The organism is Clostridium sp. (genome assembly GCF_051656525.1).
In the GTDB taxonomy this organism is placed as follows: domain Bacteria; phylum Bacillota; class Clostridia; order Clostridiales; family Clostridiaceae; genus Clostridium.
In genome coordinates this window covers 1-2662 of record NZ_JBOGCC010000207.1, presented here as the reverse complement: position 1 = coordinate 2662, position 2662 = coordinate 1, and the positions used below count along the sequence as shown (strand labels likewise).

The window sequence follows — 2662 nt, the reverse complement described above, 5'->3', positions numbered from 1 at the left end:
TATTTATTATTTTTAATTATTACTGTTTTGTTTATTTATTCTATCTAATATTTTTCCAACATTATCTTTGTCAATTTCAATCATGACTGAATTTCTTCCTGTGTTTAAAGCTGCTATTCCAACTGCACCTACTCCAGCAAATTGATCTAATATAATTTCATTTTCTTTAGTTACATATGGAATTACTTCTTCCCATAACTCTACAGGTTTTTCACTTTGATGTAACTTTTGTCTTACTGGAACTGACTGTATATCAAATTGAGTAGGCAACATTTTACTTGTACCACTCATAAAACATTCTTCTCCAGTATTTTTAGTTTTCTTTGCATCTAATCTTAAGTTTCTAGCTTTACCTTTGCTAAATATCATAAGTTCTTCACTGTTCTTAGCCTTTCTGCCAGTGTTACTTACAAATGTACCTTTCTTCCATGATACTTTAGCATAATATTTAAATCCTTCTTTTTCAGCTATTAGTTTAAGCTCATATAAATATTTATAATTATTTTCATTTTCTGCTGGAATTAACTCAACTAGAAAACATCCATCTTTTAATACTCTAAATTTTTCTTTAAAATCTTCATTAGTATAATTAAAGCACTCATATGTATTAGTAAATTTTCTATCTCCTCCTATATTGGACTTCTTATCCGACCAAGGATGGTCTGTCATAATACAATCTATACTAGAGTTAGGAAGAAAGCTTAAATCTCTTCCATTTCCCTCTATTACAATACATTCATTTTCTCCTTCTATCACTCTGTAAACTCCCCTTTTAACCTTCGTAAATCTTTTTCCTATATTGTCATAAATTCGACCTCTTATGGTCGTATGTGGTTTTTCTGGTATCGCATCGTATACTTCCTCCAATGTAAAATCAGTTCCTAAGAACATATTCATAATTGATTCACTTAAGCTTTCTCTTTTCATACCTTTTTAATTCCACCTTTGTTATACATATTATTTATTTTAAATTATTTCAATTATTAATTTCCCTTTTCTTCAACTCTCCACTCAACTCCTAACTCATCCATTACATGAGCTAGTCCTAATCCTTGGTATGGTATCCATCTTCCTTCTTCATCATGTTTTCCTCCTCTAGTACAATAGTTGTATAATTCAGGATGTGTCCTAGCTAATCTTTGTATTCTATTTTCTGCTTTATCATCAAAAGTTATACCATACAGGCAAAATACACACATTTAATCCTACATTTCTGTAAGTATGGACTATTTCTTTATCTCATTGAGATAGGTGACACTTCAAATGGTAGCTTATCTTCCATCTTACGGAACAACTTCCTAGTCTCTACACTCTTTTACAAGCACGAGATTGCCATATCATTTCTGACTTAGGTTTCCTCGTTAGCAGCTTAAAAAGCCACACCCCTAAGCAATAGGGTTCACCACCTTATTATCTAACCTATCACTAAGCTAGACGGCTATGCAATAACCTGTTCTATTTTCACCTGTAGTTTTAAATTGTGGCAGTCTAAGTCCACCATCTAATTCTTTATAGCTATCAATAACCACATCTCCATATACACTAGCTATTTCTAATTTTTCATTATATATGTATTCTAAAATATCATTTTGTGTCCAGAACCCTAATGGAGTAGATTTAAAACCTTTCTTTCTTGTGAAAGCATTACATCCATATTCAAGATACTGTTTTGTTCTTAGCCTACTTTCCTCAGCCATCTCACCTGTAAAAGGACAATTCCTACCAGTTTCTTTTTCATATTGATGCATAGGTCTTTTCTTCATAACATCACAACATCCAGCTCCTATCTTAAAGTCTGAATCTATTAAATGTTGCCATTTCTTAGGTACTGTACCATAACTTCCTCTTTCGTCTCCATTTAATAAATAATTTCTGTATCTTTCACTTAAATTATTTTCCTTTAGTTTATATATATTTGCCGAAGTATTCTTTGATACAACAGGATAACCATATCTCTTAATAACCTCAGTAAAATTTATTTTAGGTCTTATCATTATTATATTTTCTTGTTTCATAGCAAACTCTACTAATTCTTTATATTCGAGTCCAGTATTACTAAAAACTAATGGAATAGTATTGTCTCCAAACATCATAAATTCAACTTCTCTAACAAGTTTAGCTACCACAGTAGAATCTTTTCCACCACTAAAACTTATATAAATCTTATCTCTTCCATGATGCCTTATCCATTCCTCAATTCTCAATTTTGATTTTGCTATTTTTATATTTAATGGTAATGCTTGTAGTATTGTTAATTCATCTCTTTTCAATCCATTCACCTATCCAAAACTAAATTGCCTTTAGTCTGAATAGGGAAACTTATATCCCTATATTAATTATTAGCCTACAAATGGTTTCTCTAATAATATAGTTAGCTTTACAGCTTGAGTATAGTTTTTACAGTTTTAACTCATTATCCTTTTCTCATAAATCATCTAAGTAGCTACACTTAAATAACTTACTATACAAACCTTCTTTACGAAGGAATAGAACGGATTGAAATTGATTTATTCAATTACTATATTTAAACTCTCCACACATTTAACACCTAGAATATCAACGTTAGATAGCTCTCTGTGAGGATTATTTCTATTAAACTCATTTATATATTCGATAAGTTTAATCTTAGCATAATCACGATCTTCAGATATAACTTGTCTAG

Annotated in this window: 3 protein-coding genes; all 3 read right to left on the bottom strand. The window is 30.4% G+C overall.

Translation table 11 applies throughout. The annotated features are described in order from the left end of the window. Positions 1–12: 12 nt before the first annotated feature. The 3 genes from ACRDDY_RS10280 to ACRDDY_RS10270 all read right to left on the bottom strand — a co-directional run bounded on the left by ACRDDY_RS10280 (position 13) and on the right by ACRDDY_RS10270 (position 2270). Positions 13–927, bottom strand: a complete 915-nt coding sequence (locus ACRDDY_RS10280) for a DNA-methyltransferase (protein ID WP_438564864.1) — start codon at positions 925–927, stop codon at positions 13–15. A gap of 56 nt (positions 928–983) precedes the next feature. Next, positions 984–1199: a hypothetical protein gene (locus tag ACRDDY_RS10275; protein WP_438564863.1), complete on the bottom strand. Its 216-nt coding sequence runs from the start codon at positions 1197–1199 to the stop codon at positions 984–986. Between the two features lie 231 nt (positions 1200–1430). Continuing rightward, the gene (locus tag ACRDDY_RS10270; protein ID WP_438564862.1) at positions 1431–2270 is read right to left on the bottom strand and encodes a phosphoadenosine phosphosulfate reductase domain-containing protein; all 840 of its coding nucleotides are present in this window, start codon (positions 2268–2270) and stop codon (positions 1431–1433) included. Positions 2271–2662: the final 392 nt, after the last annotated feature.

Bases quoted from the DNA above. Each gene is read 5' to 3' on its own strand.
- ACRDDY_RS10280 (WP_438564864.1), bottom strand. From the start codon at position 927: ATGAAAAGAGAAAGCTTAAGTGAATCAATTATGAATATGTTCTTAGGA.
- ACRDDY_RS10275 (WP_438564863.1), bottom strand. From the start codon at position 1,199: ATGTGTGTATTTTGCCTGTATGGTATAACTTTTGATGATAAAGCAGAA.